This window comes from Blattabacterium cuenoti (genome assembly GCF_014251315.1).
Lineage (GTDB): Bacteria > Bacteroidota > Bacteroidia > Flavobacteriales > Blattabacteriaceae > Blattabacterium > Blattabacterium cuenoti_AJ.
In genome coordinates, this window is the sequence record NZ_CP059185.1 from 609,958 (window position 1) to 633,448 (window position 23,491).

General features: G+C 25.0%; 25 protein-coding genes and 3 tRNA genes. 4 read left to right on the forward strand and 24 right to left on the reverse strand.

All coding sequences use genetic code 11. The features are described 5' to 3' along the window. Positions 1-2: 2 nt before the first annotated feature. From lepA to H0H74_RS02990, 6 genes are all read right to left on the reverse strand, one after another. Entirely contained in the window at positions 3-1,793 is a 1,791-nt protein-coding gene (lepA, locus tag H0H74_RS02965; protein ID WP_185849520.1) for a translation elongation factor 4, read from the reverse strand. 30 nt (positions 1,794-1,823) lie between these two features. Beyond that, positions 1,824-1,896, reverse strand: a tRNA-Arg gene (locus H0H74_RS02970). Positions 1,897-1,952: 56 nt separating this feature from the next. Continuing rightward, entirely contained in the window at positions 1,953-2,540 is a 588-nt protein-coding gene (pth, locus tag H0H74_RS02975) for an aminoacyl-tRNA hydrolase (RefSeq protein ID WP_185849205.1), read from the reverse strand. 5 nt (positions 2,541-2,545) lie between these two features. Beyond that, positions 2,546-3,421, reverse strand: a complete 876-nt coding sequence (gene sucD, locus H0H74_RS02980) for a succinate--CoA ligase subunit alpha (protein WP_185849206.1) — start codon at positions 3,419-3,421, stop codon at positions 2,546-2,548. A 37-nt stretch (positions 3,422-3,458) separates the two neighbouring features. Then, positions 3,459-4,028 carry an elongation factor P gene (efp, locus tag H0H74_RS02985; RefSeq protein WP_185849207.1) on the reverse strand — a complete coding sequence of 190 codons (570 nt, stop codon included), beginning with the start codon at positions 4,026-4,028 and terminating at the stop codon, positions 3,459-3,461. Between the two features lie 19 nt (positions 4,029-4,047). Next, positions 4,048-5,385 carry a bifunctional UDP-3-O-[3-hydroxymyristoyl] N-acetylglucosamine deacetylase/3-hydroxyacyl-ACP dehydratase gene (locus H0H74_RS02990; protein WP_185849208.1) on the reverse strand — a complete coding sequence of 446 codons (1,338 nt, stop codon included), beginning with the start codon at positions 5,383-5,385 and terminating at the stop codon, positions 4,048-4,050. A 312-nt stretch (positions 5,386-5,697) separates the two neighbouring features. Between H0H74_RS02990 and rpmH the strand changes: the two genes are divergently transcribed. After that, on the forward strand, positions 5,698-5,847 hold the full coding sequence (rpmH, locus tag H0H74_RS02995; RefSeq protein WP_185849209.1) for a 50S ribosomal protein L34: 150 nt from the start codon (positions 5,698-5,700) through the stop codon (positions 5,845-5,847). Positions 5,848-5,853: 6 nt separating this feature from the next. Here the strand turns inward: rpmH and H0H74_RS03000 are convergent, their stop codons facing one another. Further along, positions 5,854-7,086 (reverse strand): M14 family zinc carboxypeptidase, encoded by a 1,233-nt coding sequence (locus tag H0H74_RS03000; protein ID WP_317167883.1) that lies wholly within the window; start codon positions 7,084-7,086, stop codon positions 5,854-5,856. A gap of 141 nt (positions 7,087-7,227) precedes the next feature. Between H0H74_RS03000 and H0H74_RS03005 the strand changes: the two genes are divergently transcribed. Together H0H74_RS03005 and H0H74_RS03010 are read left to right on the forward strand one after the other, a co-directional pair. Beyond that, complete coding sequence (locus H0H74_RS03005) at positions 7,228-8,043, forward strand: CPBP family intramembrane glutamic endopeptidase (RefSeq protein WP_185849210.1); 816 nt, start codon at positions 7,228-7,230, stop codon at positions 8,041-8,043. A 67-nt stretch (positions 8,044-8,110) separates the two neighbouring features. Further along, positions 8,111-9,028: a ribonuclease Z gene (locus H0H74_RS03010; protein WP_185849522.1), complete on the forward strand. Its 918-nt coding sequence runs from the start codon at positions 8,111-8,113 to the stop codon at positions 9,026-9,028. Here H0H74_RS03010 and H0H74_RS03015 read toward each other — a convergent pair. After that, positions 9,019-10,212, reverse strand: a complete 1,194-nt coding sequence (locus tag H0H74_RS03015; RefSeq protein WP_185849211.1) for an ABC transporter permease — start codon at positions 10,210-10,212, stop codon at positions 9,019-9,021. The two genes, H0H74_RS03010 and H0H74_RS03015, sit on opposite strands and share 10 nt — an antisense overlap. A gap of 3 nt (positions 10,213-10,215) precedes the next feature. Further along, on the reverse strand, positions 10,216-10,659 hold the full coding sequence (locus tag H0H74_RS03020; RefSeq protein ID WP_238784093.1) for a ribosome-binding factor A: 444 nt from the start codon (positions 10,657-10,659) through the stop codon (positions 10,216-10,218). 18 nt (positions 10,660-10,677) lie between these two features. On the opposite strand from H0H74_RS03020, the gene H0H74_RS03025 reads away from it, so the two are divergent. Continuing rightward, a tRNA-Ile gene (locus tag H0H74_RS03025) sits at positions 10,678-10,751 on the forward strand. Positions 10,752-10,772: 21 nt separating this feature from the next. On the opposite strand, the gene H0H74_RS03030 is transcribed toward H0H74_RS03025, so the two are convergent. The 15 genes from H0H74_RS03030 to H0H74_RS03100 form a co-directional block, all read right to left on the reverse strand. Next, positions 10,773-10,847, reverse strand: a tRNA-Arg gene (locus H0H74_RS03030). Next, positions 10,838-11,101 carry a 50S ribosomal protein L27 gene (gene rpmA, locus H0H74_RS03035; protein ID WP_185849212.1) on the reverse strand — a complete coding sequence of 88 codons (264 nt, stop codon included), beginning with the start codon at positions 11,099-11,101 and terminating at the stop codon, positions 10,838-10,840. Before rpmA ends, H0H74_RS03030 begins: the two co-directional genes overlap by 10 nt. Before the next feature lie 6 nt (positions 11,102-11,107). Next, the gene (gene rplU, locus H0H74_RS03040) at positions 11,108-11,431 is read right to left on the reverse strand and encodes a 50S ribosomal protein L21 (protein WP_185849213.1); all 324 of its coding nucleotides are present in this window, start codon (positions 11,429-11,431) and stop codon (positions 11,108-11,110) included. 7 nt (positions 11,432-11,438) lie between these two features. Beyond that, on the reverse strand, positions 11,439-12,683 hold the full coding sequence (locus H0H74_RS03045; RefSeq protein WP_185849214.1) for an aminotransferase class V-fold PLP-dependent enzyme: 1,245 nt from the start codon (positions 12,681-12,683) through the stop codon (positions 11,439-11,441). Between the two features lie 5 nt (positions 12,684-12,688). After that, positions 12,689-13,987 (reverse strand): Fe-S cluster assembly protein SufD, encoded by a 1,299-nt coding sequence (gene sufD / locus H0H74_RS03050; protein ID WP_185849215.1) that lies wholly within the window; start codon positions 13,985-13,987, stop codon positions 12,689-12,691. A gap of 25 nt (positions 13,988-14,012) precedes the next feature. Then, positions 14,013-14,765 (reverse strand): Fe-S cluster assembly ATPase SufC, encoded by a 753-nt coding sequence (gene sufC / locus H0H74_RS03055; RefSeq protein ID WP_185849216.1) that lies wholly within the window; start codon positions 14,763-14,765, stop codon positions 14,013-14,015. Between the two features lie 14 nt (positions 14,766-14,779). Next, positions 14,780-16,222 carry a Fe-S cluster assembly protein SufB gene (gene sufB, locus H0H74_RS03060; protein WP_185849217.1) on the reverse strand — a complete coding sequence of 481 codons (1,443 nt, stop codon included), beginning with the start codon at positions 16,220-16,222 and terminating at the stop codon, positions 14,780-14,782. Next, positions 16,222-16,551 carry a HesB/IscA family protein gene (locus tag H0H74_RS03065; protein ID WP_185849218.1) on the reverse strand — a complete coding sequence of 110 codons (330 nt, stop codon included), beginning with the start codon at positions 16,549-16,551 and terminating at the stop codon, positions 16,222-16,224. The genes sufB and H0H74_RS03065 overlap by 1 nt, the downstream gene beginning before the upstream one ends. Before the next feature lie 47 nt (positions 16,552-16,598). Next, the gene (locus H0H74_RS03070) at positions 16,599-17,126 is read right to left on the reverse strand and encodes a DUF192 domain-containing protein (protein ID WP_185849219.1); all 528 of its coding nucleotides are present in this window, start codon (positions 17,124-17,126) and stop codon (positions 16,599-16,601) included. Further along, entirely contained in the window at positions 17,123-18,007 is an 885-nt protein-coding gene (lgt, locus tag H0H74_RS03075; protein ID WP_185849220.1) for a prolipoprotein diacylglyceryl transferase, read from the reverse strand. Before lgt ends, H0H74_RS03070 begins: the two co-directional genes overlap by 4 nt. A 13-nt stretch (positions 18,008-18,020) precedes the next feature. After that, positions 18,021-18,239: a membrane protein insertion efficiency factor YidD gene (gene yidD / locus H0H74_RS03080; protein ID WP_185849221.1), complete on the reverse strand. Its 219-nt coding sequence runs from the start codon at positions 18,237-18,239 to the stop codon at positions 18,021-18,023. A gap of 6 nt (positions 18,240-18,245) precedes the next feature. Further along, entirely contained in the window at positions 18,246-20,516 is a 2,271-nt protein-coding gene (locus tag H0H74_RS03085) for an aconitate hydratase (protein ID WP_185849222.1), read from the reverse strand. A 28-nt stretch (positions 20,517-20,544) separates the two neighbouring features. Beyond that, on the reverse strand, positions 20,545-21,315 hold the full coding sequence (locus tag H0H74_RS03090; protein WP_185849223.1) for an alpha/beta fold hydrolase: 771 nt from the start codon (positions 21,313-21,315) through the stop codon (positions 20,545-20,547). Further along, a complete protein-coding gene (locus tag H0H74_RS03095; RefSeq protein ID WP_185849224.1) occupies positions 21,312-22,040 on the reverse strand; it encodes a pyridoxine 5'-phosphate synthase in 729 nt (242 codons plus the stop codon). The genes H0H74_RS03090 and H0H74_RS03095 overlap by 4 nt, the downstream gene beginning before the upstream one ends. After that, the gene (locus tag H0H74_RS03100) at positions 22,034-23,323 is read right to left on the reverse strand and encodes a mechanosensitive ion channel family protein (protein WP_185849225.1); all 1,290 of its coding nucleotides are present in this window, start codon (positions 23,321-23,323) and stop codon (positions 22,034-22,036) included. Before H0H74_RS03100 ends, H0H74_RS03095 begins: the two co-directional genes overlap by 7 nt. Positions 23,324-23,491 lie beyond the last annotated feature (168 nt).

Below are 23,491 nucleotides of genomic sequence, written 5' to 3' on the forward strand. Positions count from 1 at the left end.
AATTAATTTTTTACTTTCAAAAAAGTTATAAAAGCAGATGATGGAATTTCAACTTTTCCTATTTGACGCATTTTTTTCTTTCCTTTTTTTTGTTTTTCCAAAAGTTTTCTTTTTCTAGAAATATCACCTCCATAACATTTATCCGTAACATTTTTTCTTAAAGCTTTAATAGTTTCTCTTGCTATAATTTTTCCAGATATGGAAACTTGAATAGGAATACTGAATTGATGTTTTGGAATTAATGTAGATAATTTTTTACATATTTTTCTTGCTAAAAAAGAAGCTTTAGTTTTATGAACTAAAAGAGATAAAGATTCTATTTTTTCGTAATTAATCAATACAGTAATTTTTTTCAAATCCGAATTTCTATAACCAATAAACTTATAATCGAAAGAAGCATATCCATTAGAAATAGTTTTTAATTTATCATAGAAATCAAATATTATCTCCGATAAAGGCATTTCAAATAGAATTTTTATTTTCCCCGATGTCAAATAACTATGATTGGAAATCATAATTCCTCGTTTTTCAATACATAATGACATTACATTTCCTATGTAAATATCTTTAGTGATAATAGAAACTAAAATATATGGTTCTTCTATCTTTTTTAATTTTTCCATTTCCGGAAAATCTGAAGGATTATTAATTAAAATCTTTTGATCATTTTTTGTATAAACTCTATAAGAAACATTAGGAATAGTAAGTATTACAGAAATATTATATTCTCGTTCTAAACGATCTTTCACTACCTCCATATGAAGAGATCCTAAAAATCCACAATGAAAACCAAAACCTAATGCTTTAGAAGATTCAGGATTGAAAGAAAGAGCCGCATCATTTAATTGTAATTTTTCCATAGAAGAACGTAATTCCTCATATTTATCAGAACTCACTGGATAAATACTAGCGAAAACCATAGGTTTAATTTCTTCAAATTTTTGTATTGCTTGAATAGCTGGATTACTAGCATTTGTTATAGTATCCCCTACTTTTACTTCATTCGTATTTTTTATGCCAGAAACAACATATCCAACATCTCCTGTATTGATTTTATTTTTTGAAATACGTTTTATTTTCAAAGTTCCTATTTCATAAGCATAATACACTTTTTTTGTGGACATAAATTGTAATTTTTGTCCTTTTTGGATACAACCATTTTTTATTCTAAATAAAATTTCAATTCCTCTGAATGGATTATATGATGAATCAAAAATAATAGCTTGTAAAGGTGCTTTTGTATCTCCTTTTGGAGAAGGAATACGTGTTACTATTTGATTTAAAACATTATTAATACCTCGTCCACTTTTTGCACTCACAAGAAGAATATCTTCCATTTTACATCCCACTAATTCCATGATTTCTTTCATTACGTTTTCTGGAATAGAATCTAACAAATCAATTTTGTTTAAAACAGGAATAATAACTAAATGATTTTTTAACGCCAAAGAAAGATTAGATATTGTTTGTGCTTGCACACTTTGCGTAGAATCAATAACAAGTAAAGCTCCTTCACAAGCTGCAATAGAACGCGACACTTCATATGAGAAATCAACATGCCCAGGTGTATCTATTAAATTCAAAATGTATATTTGATTATCATGTTTATATTCCATTTGAACAGCATGACTCTTGATAGTGATTCCACGTTCTCTTTCTAAATCCATATCATCTAATAGCTGATTTCGTTCTCCTTCTGAAACTGTTTTTGTAAATTCTAATAAACGATCAGCCAACGTACTTTTTCCGTGATCTATATGCGCGATAATACAAAAATTACGAATGTAATGAATCATAATTGATTTATTTTAAAAATAATCAAATAACCTTGAAGGGGATCGAACCCATACCATAGGAATCGGAATCCTATATTCTATCCTATTAAACTACAAGGTTATTTGATTATAAATAAATAATACTTTGTTTTTAAAAAAACAAATTGAAAACATATTTTATAAAATATGACGATTAAACATATTCATTGTTTTTTGTAATCCATTTGTTACAAATGAAAATATTATTTTTATTCCTATATCTAATTTGTAGAACAGAGAATCTATTTCCTCATTTTTCCAATTTTCTAATACATAAGAATCTATTTTTTTATCAAAATGATTTTTTTTAATACCAAAACGAAGACGTGCATAATGAGATGTTCCTATTTCTTTTTCTATATTTTTTAAACCATTATGTCCTCCACTTCCTCCTTGGCCTCTTAAACGAAAATCACCAAAATTCAAATAAATATCATCAGATATTATAAGAATATTTTTTAATCTAATTTTTTTTTTGATCATCCAATATTTAACAGCTATGCCACTATGATTCATATAAGTGGAAGGTTTTAAAAAAAAAAGTAATTTTCTATTATAAATAAATTCAGAAACTAAACCTAGTTTTTCTTTTGAAAAAGAAAAAAAATATTTTTTGGATATTTGATCCAAAATCATAAATCCTAAATTATGTCTAGTTTTTTTATATAGATATCCTGGATTTCCTAATCCAATTATCAAAAATTTTTCTATATTGTGTGAATTCATACTGATTAATGAAAAACTTCATATACAGTGTTTCCTATATTCGCTGGAGATTTAACTATATGTATTCCACTTTCTTCCATTATTTTCATTTTTTCCTGTGCTGTCTCTATTTTTTTTTCTATGATAGCTCCAGCATGCCCCATTATTCTTCCTTTTGGAGCAGTTTGTCCAGCTATAAAACCTATTACGGGTTTCTTATTTTCTAATTTTTTAATCCATTCAGACGCCTCAATTTCCAATCTACCTCCTATCTCTCCAATCATAACAATACATTCAGTTTCTGAATCACGTAAAAATAGTTCCATAACTTCTTTTACATTCATTCCAATAATAGAGTCCCCTCCTATACCAACAGCAGTAGAAATTCCATAACCTAATTTTACAATTTGATCTGCCGCTTCGTAAGTTAGAGTTCCTGATCTAGAAACAATCCCTATATTTCCTTTTTTTTTAAATACTGAATTAGGCATTATTCCTACCTTATACTTTTCTGGAGAAATAATTCCAGGACAATTTGGTCCTATTAAATAGGATTTTTTTCCTTTTAAAAAATGCTTAATTCGAATCATATCTGATACAGGAATTCCTTCTGTGATACATACGATCACTTGTATATTCATGTAAATAGACTCTAAAATAGCATCAGAAGCAAAAGCGGAAGGAACAAAAATTACGCTAACATTTCCTCCTGTTTGATTTACTGCTTCTTCAATGGTGTTAAAAATAGGAACTCCTAAAGATATCTGTCCCCCCTTTCCTGGTGTAATACCTCCTACTATAGGAGTTCCATAATTGATCATTTGTTCAGTATGAAATAACCCTTCTTTTCCAGTTAAGCCTTGTACAAGGACTTTAATGTTTTTATCTATTAATATACTCATAATCTTTAACTAATTTTTATTACAAACAATTTGAATTTTATTTTCTAACTCTCTCTATATAAGATCTATTTTCTGTATTTATCTTAACAAAATCTCCTATATCGATAAAAGAAGGAACTAACAATTTAGTTCCTGTTTCTAAAACAGCTATTTTATTAGTATTATTAATAGTATCCCCTTTTTTGACAGATTCTGTTTCTTTCACTTTTAAAACAACTGTGGAAGGCATTTTTAAAAATAAAAAAATTTTTTCTTTTTCATTCTTTACATGAAAAAAAATACTTATTTTCATGCCTTCTTTTATAAATTCTATATTTGTGTTTCTTATTAACTTTTTATCTATTTGTATTTGATCATAAGTGTTCTCATTCATAAAATAAAGAATATTTTTTTCTTTATATAAATATTCATACGAATCAAATTTGATTTGAACTTTTTTTAACTTATGTTTCGTTGAAAAATTGTTTTCTAAAACATGACCCGTTACCAAATTTTTTAGTTTGGTTCTAAAAAAAGCATATCCTTTTCCTGGTTTTACATGAAGAAAATCAATAATTTTGTATATTTCTTTATTCCATTGTATATATAAACCTTTTCTGATATTCATTTGATTTTAAATTAAAATTTCAGAATTTTTCATAGTTTTTAACTATTTTCGCGACAACTTCTGCTTCTACTACAAGTTGGTTATTAACAAAACCTTTTCCTTGCATATGAACAATTCCTCTCTTCATAGATTCTAAATAAACCTGAAAAATAATTATATCTCCAGGAACTATTTTGTGTTTAAATTTTACTTTATCTATTTTTAAAAAATAAGTAGAATATAATTCAGGATGACTTAATTTATTTAATATAAGTATTCCACCAACTTGTGCAATGGCTTCTATTTGTAATACTCCGGGCATAATTGGTTCTTTGGGAAAATGCCCTATAAAAAAAGATTCATTCATTGTTACATTTTTAATTCCTACGACACTATTTTCTGTTAAATCTATAATTTTATCTACTAAAAGAAATGGGGGTTTATGAGGCAAAATTTTCATAATGCTTCTTATATCTAAAAGAGGTTTCTTTTTTAAATCAAATTCAGGAATATCATTTTTTTTAAATGTTTGAATTTTATTCATTAACTCCTTTAAGAATTGAATAATAATATAATTATCTGGATTATAAAAAATAAATTTCCCTTTTAACTTAGTTCCCATTAAAGTTAAAAAACCTATAATATCTAAAAGAAGATGTTCAGCTATATCATTGAATTCTTGTTGATTTTTATAAGAAAATGTTTTGTAAAAAAAAGAGGAGATAGAATTTTCTTTCATTTTTTTCAACTTTTTTTTGAAAAAAGAATCAACTACTTTTTTTGGTTTTTTTTTTTCGCAAAGAATACAAAAAATTTTTGAATTTGCAATTTTTTTAAATTGATATAAATGTTTAAAAACAGCGTTTTGTGTATATTTCGAGTTAAAATCTATAACGGTGATAATTTCAAATTTTTTATCAGGTAAAGCTATAATTTCTCCTCCTGTTTTTCTATTTCTAGAAGAAATAATTTTCGTTATTGAATAATATTTTCTTCTTTCGCTCTGTTCTATAATTCCTACTTTTTGAATTGCTTCTACAAAAAATTTAGAAGAACCATCCATAATAGGAATTTCAATGTTATCTAATTCTATAATTACATTATCTAAATCCATACCTGTTAAAGCCGCTAAAACATGTTCTATCGTATAAATTTTAAATCCATTTTTTTCCAAAATGATACCTTTATCTATGCTTTTTTTTATGAAAAAAGAATAACGAGCTTCGATACAAGGTTTTTCTTTTATATCTGTTCTAATAAAAACAAATCCTGTATGGACACGAGCCGGTTTGAAAGTAATAGTTACTTTATTTTTAGTATATAAGCCAAATCCTTGTAAGGAAATTTCTCCTGCAATAGTTTTTTGCTTTTCAAGCATACAATAATAATGTTAGAACTCAATTTTTTTTAAATCAAAAACCATACTTGGATATAAATTTTATGAAAAAAATACTAAAAAAATAAAAAACTTTATGTAATTTAATATATGATCTTTGTTATATCATGAGTTTTTCCAAACGTATGATTTTCTTTTTTACAGGTTTTATTATTGGTGTTTTAATATTACTTTTTTTTTCCTACACCTTTAAAAAAAGATTATCGAATATAAAAAAGAAAAAAATAGTAGAAAAGAAAGACGAAAAATATTTTTCTAATACTAGAAAAACAAACGGTTTATTTTTACAAAAAAATGAAAAGAACTTATCAACCATCGAATAGAAAAAAAGTAAATGTTCATGGATTTATGAAACGAATGAATACAAGAACGGGTCGTTTAATTATATCTAGAAGAAGAAAAAAAGGAAGAAAAAGACTTGCAGTCTCTAATTTCAAAAAATAAAATTCGTTAGAAAATTTTAAAATTTTCTATATTTCCAATTTCAGGAAAACTTTCTCCCTTTTTTCCATAAAATTTTTTACCCATAACGAGAGATTCATCATAGGAAAAAAAATTGGATAAATCTCCTATATCTACTATTTTTGTAAAAATAAAAATATTTTTTTTGATAAAATCAAATTTTTCAAAATTCATTAGCCCTATATCTACTAAAAATTTATTTTTATTTTTTTGTATCTGTACCTTCCTATAGATCTTATCTAATAAAATATTTTTGTTTTCTGGTATAGAAAAATAAGATTTATAATTGTTTTCTATATTTTCTCCTTTATTATAAGAAATAAAATAAATTCCTGAAAGAATAGATAATACACTATATTTTCTAATGATTTTTTTTTGAAAATCTTTGGGATAATTTCCTGATTCAATTAAAATACAAGGATAACCTAATTTTTGTAATCGATCTCCAGTTGCTGTCGGATATAGTTCATCCGAAAATCTTCCTATTGATCCAATATTAGGTAAAATTTTATGAAGTTTTTTTACAATGAAATTTATAACTCCCATAGATTTTTTTCTACTTATAGAATAAACATTTTTTTTAAGAGATGTAGAAGGAGATAAAAATGACAAAATAGCAGGGTTAAAACTTTTATTTCCAACATTGTATATGCTTCTTTGATCATGTAAATTAAATAATATATCAGGATTACTTTTTTCTATTTCCTGAAATAAGATTTGTATTTCCGGAGATTGTAAACAAACAGCATCTCTATTTAAATCTATATTTATAGCATTTCTTCTTTGAAAGATTTCAGATCCATCGGGATTTAACATAGGAATAAATAAAATGGTTAAATTTTTTTTAAAAAATTGAACTAAATCACAATTTTTTTCTTGTAAAAAAAAATGAAAAATATCAAACATAGATTTTGTACCTGTAGTTTCGTTTCCATGCATTTGAGACCATATCAATATTTTTATTTTCCCCATTCCCCATTTTATTTTGAAAATTTGTCTTTTTTCTATAGATAATCCTATAGGAACGATTGAGCATATATTTTTATACTTATTCATAACTTGCAATAAATCATAATATCTGAAAATTCTTGAATGACTTACGCTGCTATCTTTAAAAGATTCATAATTCTGAAATAGAGATAGAATATTGAAAAACGACATAATAACTTTAATTTTTTCTCCAACCAAATAATTTAACAATTCATGATCAATAAATAACAAAATTGTTGTTACCTTTCAAAAACATAAAAATAAACTTTTACTAAATTAAAAGATTTTTATAACATAATATGAAATGGAAAATGAAGGAAATAACAATAAAATCACATAAAAAAAATAAAATACGAATTTTTAACATTTCTTATGAAGAATTATTTTAAAATAAATTATATTGAATCGATTTTATTAATAGTAGGATTTATAACTTTAAATTTTTTTAATGTTATCCTTAGAAAATTATTAATTTCCATAAGTTTACCTGAAAACATGATATTTTCAATATCATATACTCTTCCTTTCATTTTTTTATTTATTTTTATATCTCATAAAGCTCAAAAAAAAAATCTTATTATAGATTTATCCATGAAATTATCTTCATGGTATATTTACTTTATTATTTTTTGTATGATGTTTTGTATGATCATTGTTAATGAATATATATCCTCACTAGTTCCAAAAGAAGGACCAGTGTTAGGAAATATGTATAAAGAAATTGAAGAATTCTTAAAAGAAGAAATTAAAAATCCAATTCCTTTTTTTTCTACTACAGTATTGCTCGCACCTATATGTGAAGAAGTTCTTTTTAGAGGGATTATTTTAAATGGAATGTTAAAAAATAAAATACATCCTATTAAAGCTATTTTATTTTCTTCATTTCTATTTGGATTAACTCATATGAATCCATGGCAATTTGTAGGAGGTATTATTATTGGAAGTTTTATAGGATTTATTTATTTTATAACTTCTTCTATTATAGACTGTATATTATTACATATTTTCAATAATGCTTTTGCTATATTTACTATGTTTTTCTTTATGAGAAATGAAAATTCTATTTTCTTAAAAAAAGTAAATATGAATATTGGATTAATCTTAATAATAGCTTTAATTATAATAATTACTGGCAGTGTTTTTCTTTTGAGAAGAAAAAGAAAAGAAAAACATAAAAATAAAATTTAATCTAAAAAATACAATATTACACATGCATGAATTAAATTAAAAAATTTATTTTAAAAAACCTTTCATGATAAAAAAACCTTCATTAACTATTTTAGGATGTCATTCTTCCATTCCTACAAATATATTTCATCCTACTGCTCAAATATTGGAAATGAAAGGCTTTTCTTTTCTTATTGATTGTGGAGAGGGGACACAAGTTCAATTAAGAAAAGCAAAAATAAAATTTAATAAAATAATACACATATTTATATCTCATTTACATGGAGATCATTTTTTTGGATTGATTGGATTATTATCTACGTTTCATTTATTAGGTAGAGAAAAATCAGTAAGTATTTACGCTCCAAAAGGATTAAAAGAAATCATAGATGTTCATTTTAAATGGTCTTATACCAGACTTAGATATTGTATAGATCATATAGAATTATCATCTAAAAAATTCGAAAAAATCATGGAAAATGAAAAAATAGAAGTTTTTTCCATTCCATTGAGACATAGAATTTATGCAAATGGATTTCTTTTTAAAGAAAAACCTAGTAATAGAAAATTAAATATAGAAGAAATTAAAAAAATACCTGATATTAAAATTGTAGATTATAAAAATCTAAAATTAGGAAAAGATTTTGAAACTCATGATGGAAGAATTATTCCTAATTATAGATTAACATTTGATCCACCCAAAATATTATCTTACGCTTTTTGTTCAGACACTTCCTTTTATTTACCGATAATCGAGCATATCAAATATGTAGATTTATTATATCATGAATCTACCTTTCTAAAAAAAGAAGAAAATAGAGCTATTAACACAGGACATTCTACAGCGAATCAAGCCGCACATATAGCTAAAAAAGCTAAAGTAAAAAAATTATTGTTAGGACATTATTCAAACAGATTTCCTAATATTAAAGAATTTGAAAAAGAAGCAAAAGAAATATTTTTTAATGTAGAAGCATCTGAACCTTTAAAAACGTATTATTTATAAAAAATCATGTTATTAATTCTTTTTAAAGAAGAAAAAGATATGATGGATCCTATTATTAAAATGATACATATAACCATATAAGAATCTTCTACTGTAATTTTAATAGGAAAAGGTATTTTTTTTGCAATTTTAAATATTTTATATTCTTCTTGTATTGAAGAAATAATATAAGATAAAAATAAGCCACTTAAACAACCAAAAATAGTAATCATAAATCCTATATAGAAAAATATCATCTTTATTTTCTGCAAAGAAAATCCCATACTCCACAATATAAAAAGTTCTTTCAACTTATCTAATTGTAAAATGAGAATAGCACTAAATAAATTAAATCCAGTGATTAGTGTCATTAATGTAAACAAAAAATATATAAATATTTTTTCTGTATTTAGAATTTTATGAAAAATTTTTTCTCTTTCTGTACGTGTTATTATATTAAATTTTTTACCTAATTTTTGGGATAAAATATTTTTTAAATTATGTGTATTATATTTATCACGAATCTTTATTTCTAATACATGGAAAACTTTTTTTTTCATTATGTTTTGAAGTTCAGACAAATCACAAAACAAATATTTATTATCTATTTTAGGACTGAAATGAAAAATTCCTTTTATAAAAACTTTTTTTTTCAGAAAAAATGAATCCAAAGAATTTTTTCTATAATCTAAAATAAATATTTGTATAGGTATATTTGTTACATGATATAATAACATTGGAAAATATGAAATCATAGAGGCCCATCCCACATATATATTTAGAGAATCAAATCTATTATTCTTTAAACTTACTTTTTTAAATTTTTTCATTACTTTTTCATATTCCATATCTACTCCTTTTAAAATAATAAAATATTCATGATTGTTATAACGTAAAAAAACTTTTTTTTCCATAGTTTTAGAAAAAGATAAAATTCCTTGTATAGATTTTATTTTTTTTATTAAAACATTATCATCAATAAAAAAATCTTTTTCATTAAAATAGGAAATAGTAATATCAGGATAATGAATTTGATAAAAATTTTTATTTAATTTTTCTAATCCAGAAAAAACAAATAGAATTGTAGATAGAGAAAATGTAGAGACTCCAATAGATAAAATTGATAAAAAAACAATAATATTAACAACGTTAGTTCTTTTCTTAGAAAAAAAATAACGCATAGATATATAAAAAGAAGTTTTCAAAAACTAATCTATTAGATTTTGTATTTGTATAGCTGGACAAAAATCCAATTTTGGAATCTTTTTCACACGATATCTCATCCTCTTATAGAGTAATTTTCTATAAAATTTAGATTGAGAACGGATAGATCTCAACATTTTTTTATCTAAAAAAGGATAAATGCTAATATATACTTTGATTAAGTTCATATCAGGAGTAATATGTATTTTCATCAAAGTCACCAAAAATTTATTTGCACTTTGACTACAACGAATTTCCTCATTAAGAATTTCTGATATTTCCATAAAAAATATTGAAGACAATTTTTTATTTCTAATCAAGCTCATTTCTCTCATAATTTCATCAATTAATTGAATTAAAAACAACTTATTTTTTTTGTAAAACAAAGTATAAAATGAAAAAACTTTTAAAAAATTTGTAATAGGGGAAATAATATTGTAAACTTGCACAGATTACATTCTTTTTTAGGTCTCATAGCTCAGATGGTTAGAGCACCTGACTCATAATCAGGGGGTCGCTGGTTCAAGTCCAGCTGGGACCATTTTATTTTTATTTTTTGTTGTAACTGGGGAGGGATTCGAACCCACAACTTACAGTTTAGGAAACTGTTGTTCTATCCTAATTGAACTACCCAGTCTTAGTTTCTATAACAGAAACAATTGATTTATTTTTTTTCACTTTTTTAAAAGAAACATAACCGTTTTTGATTGCGTATAAAGTATGATCTTTCCCCATTTTTACGTTTCTTCCAGGATGATGTTTTGTTCCTCGCTGACGAACTATGATATTACCAGAATTTACATATTGGTTTCCGTATATTTTAACACCTAATCTTCTTCCTATCGAATCTCTTCCGTTTCTAGAACTTCCAGAACCTTTTTTATGAGCCATATTATTTTATTGTTTTTTTTCTAAAAAAGAAATTATTTTTATTTTTGAAAATAAAGGTCTAAATCCATTTTTGACTTGATATCCTTTTCTTCTTTTTTTCTTAAAAATAAGAATTTTTTTTCCTTTTATATGTTGTAAAATTTCTATTTTCACACTGATTTTTTCTAAAAAAGGATTTCCTAAAAAAAGTTTTTCTTCTTTATAAAATAAAAGAACTTGATTTAATATTATTTTTTTTCCTACATTTTCACAAAAATGAGGTACATAAATATATTGATTTTCAATAAGTTTAAATTGTTTATCTTTTATATTAACAATAGCATATATCATAATAATTTTAATTCTTTAGCAATATTTTTTTCGCTTTTAAAATGCATTTAAATAAATAATCTACTTCCTTTAAAGTATTATATACGGAGAAACTAACACGAATCATTCCTGTAACTTTAAAAAAATTCATAAGAGGTTGCGCACATAAATGACCAGTTCTAACCGCAATTCCTAAACGATCTAAAATACTTCCAACATCAAAATAATGTAACTTATCTAAGTTAAAAGAAATAATACTTGATTTTTTATCAATATTTCTTCCTTCCTCATATCCATACAATTGAATTCCATCTATTGAACTTAAACGTTTAACAGCGTACATTAAAAGCTTTTTTTTGTAAGATTCAATATTTGATACGCCTATTTCATTAACAAAATCTATAGCGGCCCCCCAAACAACAATTCCTTCTATGTTTGGAGTTCCTGCTTCAAATTTAAACGGTAAATCTGAATAAGTCGTTTTATTGAAACTTACATTTTTAATCATTTCTCCTCCAAATTGATAAGGATCTAACTTTTCTAATATTTTCTCTTTTCCATATAACATCCCAATCCCAGTTGGTCCATACATCTTATGTGCAGAAAAAACATAAAAATCAACATTTAAATCTTGTACATCTAAATCTAGATTAGAAGGAACTTGAGCCCCATCAATTAAAACTAAAGCTCCATATTCATGAGCTTTTTCAATAAAATTTTTAACAGGATTAATAATCCCTAAAACATTAGATATATGACTAATAGATATTATTTTCGTTCTTTCTGAAATTAAAAATTCAAAGTTTTTTAATTTTAAAAAACCATTTTCATAAATGGATATTATTTTTAAAATAGCTCCTTTTTTTTTACAAAGAATTTGCCATGGAACAATATTTGAGTGATGTTCAATACAAGAAATAATAATTTCATCTCCTTTTTTTATAAAAGAATCCATACTAGAAGCTACTAAATTAATCGATTCTGTAGTTCCTTTCGTAAATATAATTTCATAAGAATGTTTCGCATGAATAAATTTTTGAATCTTCTTTCTCACATTTTCTACATATAGAGTCGCTTTATGACTAAGATAATGTAATCCTCTATGAACATTAGAATTCATAGTAGAATAATAGTTTTGAGATGCTTGAATTACTTGTAAAGGTTTTTGAGTTGTAGCCGCATTATCTACATAAACTAAAGGATTAGAATATATTTTTTCTTTTAAAATAGGAAATTGATTTCTTATTTTTTGTATTTCTTTTTCTGAAAACATATATTTTATAAATGTTTATCTAATTTTTTTCTGATTTTTTTATGTATAAATTTTTTCAATTCAAAAATATGAATAGGGATCAACATTTCCTCTAAAAAAGAGAATAACAATAACATTTTAGCTTTTTTTTCAGAAATTCCTCTTGATTGAAGATAAAATAACTCAGATTCTTGAATATTACCCACGGTACAACCATGTGAACATTTTACATACTCAGAATAAATTTTTAATTGAGGTTTAGCATATATACATGCTTCATTAGAAAGAATAATATTATGATTTTTTTGCAAAGCATTTATTTCTTTTATCAATTCATTTACAATTATTTTTCCATTAAAAATTCCCTTAGATTTTTCACATAAAATATTTTTGTACAATTGAAAACTATAAGCATCCGAACATAAATGATTGATTAAAGTATGATGATCTACTAATTGTTTTCCTGATAAAAGAGAGATTCCGTATAAATAAGAATAAGTTTTTTCTCCGTTAGAATAAAACTTTAAATTATTTCTTATAAAATTTCCTTGAAGAGAAAAAGTATAAACGGTACATTTACTGTTTTTTTTTTGTTTTACAAATGTATTATCTATTATCGAAGTTTCTACTGAATCATTTTGCACTTTATAGTAATCAATTATACTATAATTCATAGCATAAATTTCGCTAACAGAATTTATAAAAGATAAATGTTTACTTAAACACTTATAATGTTCTATAATTTTTACAGAAGAATGTTCTCCGACCACAATCAAATTTCTATTATTGAACATAATCTTAGATTCAATCCCTGTATAAATATGCAATATTTCTATAGGATATTCTAAAAAAACATTATTAGGAATATAAATATATGCACCATCTTTTGACAATACTGTATTTAAAGTGTAAAATACATCATATTGATATGATAATTTATCATAATAATTTTCAATTTCATCATCTTTTATAGATGCTATATTTGCTAATATCGCATTTTTTGCATGAACGTAAGAAAAATGAGGGTTATATTTTCCATCTATAAAAATCAAAATAAAAGATTTTTTATCCTTAAGAATAGTTAATTTTTTTATTTTTTCACGTTCTATATTTTTTATTTTTTTATTTTCTGGACAAACGTTATAATCTTGGTTAAGAATTGATTCAATATCCGTATTTTTCCATTCTTCATTTATAGAAGAAGGAAATCCTTTTTTGTGAAAAAAATCAGAATGTTTTTGTTTCGAAAAAGACATGTAAGAGTCTCTTTTTTTTTCAGAAGAAAATTTATTAATTAATAAAGCTATTTTTTCTCTTAACTGCATTTAATTATAAAATTAAATAATTCTTTTATATTTGATTTTTGACTATCCAATCATATCCTTTTTTTTCTAATTTTTCAGCTAATTTTTGATCTCCTGATCGAACAATTTTTCCATTGTATAAAACATGTATAATATAGTCTGAAAAAATATGATCTAATAATCTTTTATAATGAGTAATAATTAAAACAGAATTTTTTTTATTTCTGAAAGCATTGATTCCTTTAGCAACTACACGTAAAGCATCTATATCTAAACCTGAATCAACTTCATCTAAAACAGATAACAAAGGATTTAACATCATCATTTGAAATATTTCATTACGTTTTTTTTCTCCTCCAGAAAACCCTTCATTTAAAGAACGATAAAAAAAATTTTTATCAATATTTAATAAAGAAGACTTTTCCTTTATTTTTAATAAAATGTCTTTAGCAGACATTTTTTTGATATTTCTTGCTTCAAGAGTGGAATTAATCGCTGTTTTAATAAAATTCACAATGGAAACTCCTGGTATTTCTATTGGATGTTGAAAAGAGAGAAAAATACCCAAATGAGCCCGTTCTTCTGGTGAAAAATCTTTTAAATTTTGATTTAAAAAATAAATATTTCCTTCAGTTATTTTATACTCTTTCTTTCCTGCTATTATAGAAGCAAGAGTACTTTTACCAGAACCATTAGGCCCCATAATAATATGACTTTCTCCTGCATTTATTTTTAAATTAATTCCTCTAAGAACCTTTTTCTTCTCTATAGAAGCATGTAAATTTTCTATATTTAACATAATTTTTACTATATTTACCCAACAGATCCTTCCAAAGAAATTTCCAAAAGTTTTTGAGCTTCTACGGCAAACTCCATGGGAAGCTTTTTCAATACCTCATTACTAAAACCATGCACAATTAAGGAAATTGCTTTTTCTACATTTATTCCTCGTTGATTGCAGTAAAAAATCTGATCTTCTCCAATCTTTGAAGTTGTCGCTTCATGTTCAACTTTAGAATTAGAATTATATACATGAATATATGGGAAAGTGTGAGCTCCACATTGATTTCCAATCAATAAAGAATCACATTGAGAAAAATTACGAGAACAAACCGCTTTAGGCGCTATTTTTACCAATCCCCTATAGTTGTTTTGAGCTTTTCCAGCTGAAATTCCTTTCGATATAATAACACTTTTAGTATATTTTCCTATATGTATCATTTTAGTTCCCGTGTCTGCTTGTTGAAAATCTTTAGTTAAAGCTAAAGAATAAAATTTTCCCATAGAAAAATCTCCTTTAAGAATACAAGATGGATATTTCCAGGTAATTGAAGATCCTGTTTCCACTTGTATCCAAGATATTTTTGCTTCTTTTTCACACAAACCACGTTTTGTGACAAAATTAAAAATTCCTCCTTCTCCTTTTTTATTTCCAGGAAACCAATTTTGAACGGTAGAATATTTAATTTCAGCATTTTCCAAAGCTATAATTTCTACGACCGCTGCATGTAATTGATTTTCTTTTCTTTGTGGAGCAGTGCACCCTTCCAAATAACTTACATAGGAATCTTTATCTGCGATAATTAAGGTCCTTTCAAACTGACCTGTTTTATTTTCATTAATACGAAAATATGTGGACAATTCCATAGGACAACGGACTCCCTTTGGGATATAACAAAAAGAACCATCTGAAAATACAGCTGAATTTAGAGCCGCATAAAAATTATCTTTTTTTGAAACGACTGAACCTAAATATTTTTTTACAATATCTGGATATTTTATTAAAGCATCGTTAATAGAACAAAATATAACACCTTTATCTCTCAATTTTTTCTGAAATGTAGTAGCTAAAGAAACGGAATCTAATACTATATCTGTTGCTACACCTGAAAGAATTTTTCTTTCTTTTATAGGAACTCCTAATTTATTGAATGTATCTATCAATTCTGGATCTACTTCTTCTAAATTATCTAAATCTATTTTTTTTTTGGGAGCAGAATAATAACTTATTTTTTGAAAATCTGGAACCTGGTATTTTATATTCGCCCATTTTGGGGGATCCATTTTTTTCCATATAGAATAAGATTCTAATCTCCAATTCAACATCCATGTAGGTTCCTTTTTTTTTTCTGTAATCTTACGAATGACTTCCTCATTTAATCCTACTGGAATTTTATATGATTCTATTGGAGTATAAAATCCGTACTTGTATTCAGATTCAGTAAAATTTTCCAGAATTTTATTATTTTTTTTCATTATGATGAAAAACTTTTTCCGCAACCACAAGTATGTTTTGCTTTAGGATTTTTAAAATAAAATCCTTTTCCATCTAATCCATCTGAATATTCTAATGTTGTTCCTTCTAAGTAAGAAATACTATTTTGATCTACAAGTATTTTCATTTCTTCATGTTGAAAAAGTCGATCTCCTTCTTGTTTTTTTTTATCAAAAGTTAATTCATAAGATAGACCTGAACAGCCTCCAGTTTTAACTCCAAATCTAACAAAAGAAACATCATGAGATAATCCTTCTCTTTTCATAAGAGAAATTAATTTATTTTTAGCTTTTTCAGATATAAAAACCATAATAATTTTATAATTTTATAATTATACAAGATAAGACAGTTTTTGAATTAATTATTCAATTTTAAAAGACAAGTAATTTTTGTAACTCCTTCTTTAATACCCCATTTATTCGACATACCAGCATTGATTTCTAAAATATATTTAATTGTAGTTGAAGGAAAGTTTATAGTTTCTATATTTTTCATAGGGCTTACGTTATTATTCACAAAAACAACAGTATCCAACTGATTGATATACACAATATCTAAAGGAACTCGTACATTTTTCATATCTATTTGTTTATATTCTTCTTGATTTTTCAGTAAAAATAACATGCCTCTATTTTCTTTTAAAAAAGACCGATACTTTAATCCATTTCTTTTTTCTGCATCTCGATATGCTAATTCCACATCTATTTTTTTTATGATATAATTATCATTTTTCAAATAAAGTTCTCCATCTTTAATGAACTCTATTTCTAGTAAATTTCCTATATCTAAAAACATGTCAGAATTATAACAAATTCTTTCAGAAGATTTTATAAAAAAACATATAATTATTATTACCAAAGAATAAAAAATGTTGATTTTTTTCATAATGAAAAAAAATATTTTTTAATTTTTGATAAATTAATAAGAAAAAATCCAAAAATAATAAAAGGAAGACTAAGCCACTGTCCTGTATTTATAGATAAAAAGTTAATAAATTCTTCTCCTTGTGGCTCTTTGACAAATTCTAGAAAAAAACGCGCAGACCAAAGTAAAATAAAAAAAATACCGGATAAAAATCCATCACAATTTTTTTTTCTTATTCTGTAGAAATAGAAAAGTAACAAAAAAATCAATAGATAACTAATAGATTCATAAATTTGAGCAGGATGTCTGGGGACTATTTCTCCATATTCTGTATCCATTTGTACAAATTTTACTGCCCAAGGCAATTTTTCATTGCATGGTTTTCCTACTATTTCAGAATTAAAAAAGTTTCCTATTCTAATAAAAACAGCAGATATTGATACAGGAATACATAATCTATCACATAGCCAGATAAAAGATTTTTCATTTAAAATTATTTTGCTATAAAAAAAACTAGATAAAATAATCCCCATAGTTGCACCATGACTAGATAAACCTCTATATCCGACAAATTCATAACCTTTTATAAATCCTAATAAAGAATTATGATTGTTTTCTCTAATAGGAAGTAAGGCTTCAATCCAATGATCTGAAAAATATGATAAATCATAAAATAAAACTTGACCTAACCTTGCTCCAATAAGAGTTCCAAAAAAAGTACAGATAAATAAAGGCTCTAAATGTTTTTTATGTATGTTCTCATTTTGATAAAAATACTTCATGATATACCATCCTAATGAAAAAGAAATTACAAACATTAGACTATAAATATGAATAAAAAAACCTTTCCATAAACTAAATTTGGAAACAGGATCCCAATTAATATATTCTAATGTTTTCATGATATAAATATTTTTATTTTATAAAATCATAACCCGATGGCCCCCACGGATTACATTTAATAATTCTTATTATGCTTATGAAAATAGCTTTAAAAAAATTCCATTTTTTTAATGATAAAATCATGTAACTTGAACAAGTTGGTATATATCTACAATTATTTCCTATCCATGGAGATATTCCTATTTGGTACAATTTGATAATTTTTATCAAAAAAATTTTTATAATTTTCATAGTATATTATTTTTTCATGAAATTTAAGGAAGAACCAGATTTAAACCATTGAATTTGTTTTTCATTATAAGAATGATAAACTATGATTTTTTCTTTTTCTCCATTTTTATGAATTAATTCAACTTTTATACTTTTATTACTAGGACATATATTTTTTATATAAAAATGAAATATATCTTCTTCTTGAATTTTTTCATAATCATCAGGATTTAAAAAAGTTAAAGCTAAAATTCCTTGTTTTTTCAAATTAGTTTCGTGAATTCTAGAGAAAGATTTAACAAGAACTACACGTACTCCTAAAAAACGAGGTTCCATAGCTGCATGTTCTCTTGAAGAACCTTCTCCATAATTATCCTCTCCTACAATCAAGGTTTGTATATTTCTAAATTTGTAAAATTTAGCAACGTCATAAACGGTTTCGTAACTTCCTGTTACAATATTTTTTATTTTGTTTTTTTCATGATTAAAAGCATTTACAGCTCCCATTAATAAATTTTCAGAGATTTTCTCAAGATTCCCTCTATATTTTAACCATGTTCCCGCCATGGAAATATGATCTGTAGTACATTTTCCTTTAGTTTTAATTAGAAGTCTAATATTAAGAAAATGATTTCTATCCCATGATAAAAATGGAGACAAAATTTGTAACCTTTTAGAATTTTTTTTTATAATCACAGATAAATCTTTTCTATTTTCTTTTTTTGAAAAGCTTTCAAATCCTAATTCTTCTGGATTAAAATTTTTTTCAGGTATTTCTATTGATTTAGGTTCTTCGAATTTTACATACTCTCCTATTTCATTTTTTAACATATCTTTTCTAGGATCAAATGTCAAATCTCCAGAAAAAACCAAGGCAGTAACAATTTCTGGAGAAGCTATAAAAGCATGTGTTTTTGGATTTCCATCATTACGAGATGAAAAATTTCTATTAAAAGTATGAATGATTGTATTTTCAATGTTTTTTTTATTTCCTTTTCTAACCCATTGACCTATACAAGGGCCACAAGCATTAGAGAAAATTTTAGCCCCAATATTTTTAAAACTAGATAAAAATCCTTTTTCTTTCATAATAGAATAAACTTTTTTAGATCCAGGCGATATCATATATTCTGAATTAATTTTCAATTTTTTCTTTTTTGCTTGCTGAATAATTGATATTGCTTTTGACAAATCTTCATAAGAAGAATTTGTGCATGACCCAACTAATCCTACCTCAATTTTGGTGGGCCAATTGTTTTTAGCTGCTTCCTCTTTCATTTTAGAAATAGGTGTAGCTTTATCTGGAGTAAAAGGACCATTAATATGTGGTTCTAAAACATTTAAATCTATCTTTATTACTTTATCATAATAATTCCATGGTTTTTGATAAACTTCTGGATCTGCTTTCAAAAAATGTTTTATTTTTTCTGCCATTATAGATATCTGATTTCTTCCATTTTTATTCAAAAAATCTTTCATGTTTTCATCATAAGGAAATAAGGATGCTGTAGCGCCTATTTCTGCTCCCATATTACATATAGTTGCTTTTCCAACACAAGAAATATTATCAATTCCTTTTCCAAAATATTCAATAATATGATTAGTAGCTCCTGAAACTCCGATCATTCCGGATAATTTTAATATCACATCTTTAGGAGAAGTCCATCCATTAATTTTTCCTATTAAATTCACTCCAATTATTTTAGGAAATTTTAATTCTAAAAATGATCCAGACATAACTTCAGCCGCATCAGATCCACCAATTCCTATTGCAATCATACCCAATCCTCCAGCATTAGGAGTATGAGAATCTGTTCCTATAATCATCCCTCCAGGAAATGCATAATTTTCTAAAAAAACCTGATGAATAATTCCTGATCCAGGACCCCAAAAATCTATTCCATATTTATGAGATGCGGACCTAAGAAAATCATAAATTTCTTTATTTTTTTTTATAGCATTTTTTAAATCTAAATCCGATCCATATTTAGCAGATATGAGATGATCACAATGAACAGAAGTCGGAATAAATGTTTTGTATTTTTTAGTTTGCATAAATTGAAGCAATGTCATTTGAGCTGTTGCGTCTTGCATTACAATACGATCAGGTAAAAAATCCATGTAATATTTATCTCTAAAATTTAGAGACTTTAAATTTTCTTCTATATTTCCACCTAAATGAGAATACAAAATTTTTTCCGAATAAGTCATAGGGGTGTCTATAACATTTCGAATTTTTTCAATTTTATACAAAAAATTTGTATAAAAATCTCGAATCATATCAAGATCAAAAATCATAAATTTTTATTTCAAAAATATACATAAATTATATCTCGTTTAAAAAAAAATTTATTTTTTTGTAAAATTCAGTAGGATTGTCTATATGAACCCAGTGATCGGATTTTCTAATAGTAGAAATTTTAGATTTTGGAAATAACTTTTGTATGCAATTATAATCTTTAGAAAGAAGATAATTTGAAAATTCTCCTCGCAAAAATAATGTAGGGCCATGGTATGAACCATTTTTTATTTCTTGATGAATTAAAGAATCATAATTCTTTTCAATATTTAATAAAGAAAAAGAAAAACATAGTTTTCCATTTTTATGTCTTTTAGTACATTTAGAAAAAAATGATCTGATTTTTAAATCAGAAATCCATGTTTTTAAAAAAAAGTCTAAATCTTTTCTATTATTAATAACATTAAAATCTACCTTTTTTAAAATATGGATTAATTTTTCCTGATTTGTATTTACATAAACCTTAGGGCTTATATCTACAATTATCACTTTTTTTGGAATCATAGGATATTTTAGAGAAAACTTCATAACTGCCCTTCCTCCCATAGAATGTCCTAATAATATAGGATGATTTAATTCATAATAATAGATATATTCTAACATATCTTTTGATATAAGATCATAATTCATTTGTTCGGAACAAAAACTATTTCCGTGATTTCTAATATCTAATAGATGAATTTGATAAAACTTATCAAATTTTTTAGCGAAAGAAATCCAATTTTCTCCATTTCCAAATAAACCATGAAAAACTAAAATAGGAGAACCAGATCCGTAAATTTTAGAATGCAGTATCATTTTTTGTTTTGTATATGAATTCTTTTCAAATAACTTTGTATTGTATTTTCCAATCCCATATATATAGATTCGTGTATTAAAGCATGTCCAATCGATATTTCTGATATATTCGGGATTTTTTCAATTAAAAAAGAAACATTATCTAAATTTAAATCATGTCCAGCATTAATCAACATATGATTTTTTACAATTTCTTTTGCTGTATCAATATAAGGATCAATACAATTCCATTTTTTTTTTGCATATCCTATGGCAAAATATCCAGTGTATAATTCTATTCTATCTGCTCCTGTTTTAGCGGCATATGAAACTAATTCCGGTTTTGGATCTAGAAAAATAGAAGTACGAATTCCATGATTTTTTAATATATGAATTTTTTCAGTCAAAAAGTCTTGATATAAAAAAGTATCCCATCCGGAATTAGACGTTATTGCATCATCAGAATCAGGAACTAAAGTTACCTGTGATGGCTTCACGTCTAACACTAATTTCATAAATTTATGAATAGGATTCCCTTCTACATTTAATTCTGTCGTCATTACAGAGCTTATATCATAAACATCTTTATATGTAATATGTCTTTCATCAGGACGCGGATGGACTGTAATCCCTTGAGAACCAAACATTTGAACGTCTTTTGCTACCTGTAATACGTTGGGAATGTTTCCTCCCCTTGCATTTCTCAATGTAGCAATCTTATTTAAATTAACACTTAATCTTACCATTCTTTTAAAATTTCTTGTTTAGTCTTAGTTACTTGTGTAATTTCTAAATCGAATTCTTTTGCTGCTGTTAATAAATGATCAAAAACGCTAGCTTGTATTTGTTCGTATTTAATAGATTCAGAAGTATTCGTAAAACAATATAATTCTACAGGTAAACCATAAGGTGTAGGCTCTAAATGTCTAACCATTAAAGTCTCTGATTGCGATATTTTTGGATGTTGTGATAAATATTCCAATGCATATTGACGAAAAAGACCAATATTTGTTAATCTTCTTCCATTAATATTTACACTGATATCAATATTCTTTTCTCTATTGAAAAGATCTATTTCTTTTTGTTTTTTTTGTATATAGTTATTTATTAAGTAAACATCTTGGTATTTTTTTAATTTATCTGAATTACAAAAATGAAAAGATTGTATATTAAACAATATAGATCTTTTGATTCTACGTATATTTTTTTGACGCATAAATTCAAAATTAGTAACAGCTGTGGAAATTAAATCATAAGTAGGTACGCTAGTAATAGTTTTATCAAAATTCTCTATTTTAGCTGAAGTTAAATTAATTTCAGTAACTGTTCCTTCTATATTATATTTAGGAATTCTGATCCAATCTCCTACTTTGATCATTTTTGTGGATGCCATCTGTACTCCTGAAACAAATCCGAGGATTGTATCTCTGAAGACTAAAATTACAAATGCTGTTATAGCTCCTAAACTGGTTAAAACAGTAATGAGATCATTTTTTGTTAAAATAGCAATAATAACTAAAATACAAAATATGATAGATATGATTTTCAGTAATTGAGAGAAAGAACGAACTGCTATTGTTTGGTGGTTATTTTCACTTGTAGCTATTCTCATAATAGAATTTACTACTCGAATTAAAAATTGTAAAACAATTAGAACGAATAATATATCAAATATTTTTTCTAAATAAATGATAATAGTATGATATCCATTAAAAAATGGTTCAATTAATATTAAACCAATAGATAACGGAAAAAAATGCGCTAAGCTATCAAAAACTTTATTTTCATATAAAATATTGTCCCAAACAAAATGAGTAGAACTTACAATTCTTCTACCTATAAAACGAACACCTCTATTAAAAATAAATTCTAAAATTATTAGAAATATAGTAAAAAGTAACATTTTACCTATTATAATAAGAGTTATAGTTCCCCATTTTTTTAAATCTAGATTATGAAAAAACTCATAAAGTTCTTGAATTTGAAAAATAATTATTACTATTTTTTCAATAAATATTTTATAACACATAAGTCAAAATTCTTAATATTATTAAAATTGAATAATTAACTGTATTGTATTTTTAGTTATTTCCAATAATTTTTGAAATTTTTATTTCTTATGTTTTGTAGATTGAATAATATAATAGATATTGAGTTTATTTAGAAAGATAAAAATTTTGACTCAAATTTTAAATTT